The sequence below is a fragment of the Fructobacillus ficulneus genome, assembly GCF_001047075.2.
Classification (GTDB): Bacteria; Bacillota; Bacilli; order Lactobacillales; family Lactobacillaceae; genus Fructobacillus; species Fructobacillus ficulneus.
Genome location: NZ_DF968005.1, coordinates 207,921 through 208,945 on the forward strand (window position 1 = coordinate 207,921; position 1,025 = coordinate 208,945).

Consider the following 1,025-nt stretch of genomic DNA (forward strand, 5'->3'; position numbering starts at 1 on the left):
TGGAATTTCTGCCGGGTATGCGACGGATATTCCACCGCATAACTTGAAGGAAATCAACCAGGCCTTAGTTTATTTGCTGGACCATCCCGAAGCCCCATTGTCAGCCTTGATGCGCTATGTTAAGGGCCCTGATTTCCCAACTGGGGGCATTATCCAGGGACTCGATGGCATCAAGCAGGCCTATAAGACTGGTCGCGGCCGGATTGCTGTCCGGGCCAAGACGACCGTTTCTGACCTCAAGGGTGGGAAACAAAAGATTGAAATCACCGAATTGCCTTATGAAGTGGTGAAATCAACCTTGGTCGCCAAGATTGATGCCATCCGCGCCAACAAGGACGTCGCCGGCATTACCGAAGTCCGTGATGAATCGGACCGCGAGGGGATGTCGATTGTCATTGAATTGGCTCGTGACGCCTCAGCAAATGGTATCTTGACTTACTTGTTTAAGAAGACTGACTTGCAGATTTCTTATAACTTCAACATGGTCGCTATCCATAACCAGCGTCCTGTCTTAGTGACGTTGAAGGATGGCCTCCAGGCCTTCTTGGACTTCCGCAAGGAAGTCGTCTTGAAGCGATCAGCTTACGACTTGAAGAAGGCCCAGGCCCGTCAACACATCGTTGAAGGGTTGATCCGGATGCTGTCTATCTTGGATGAAGTTGTCGCCACCATCCGGTCTTCAAAGAACCGTAAGGATGCGACCAAGAACTTGGTTGAAAAGTTTGATTTTACCAAGGAACAGGCTGAAGCAATTGTGACCTTGCAGTTGTACCGGTTGACCAACACCGATGTGACTCAGTTGGAAGACGAGCACAAGGCATTGGCCGAAAAGATTGCCAAGCTGCAAAAGATTTTGAACGAAGTTGACGCCTTGCACGATGTGATTCGGACGGAACTGCAAGCGATTACCAAGGACTATGCGAGTCCGCGCTTGACGGTCATCGAAGATGAAATTGAGTCATTGGTGATTGATACGGCGGTAACGGTGCCTGACGAAGACGTCCGCCTCTTGGTTTCCAAGAATG

General features: G+C 50.0%; 1 protein-coding gene. It reads left to right on the plus strand.

All coding sequences use genetic code 11. The features are described 5' to 3' along the window. Nucleotides 1–1,025 (plus strand): DNA gyrase subunit A (locus tag AOQ29_RS08155; protein WP_275936584.1); only part of this gene is annotated, 1,025 nt, incomplete at both ends.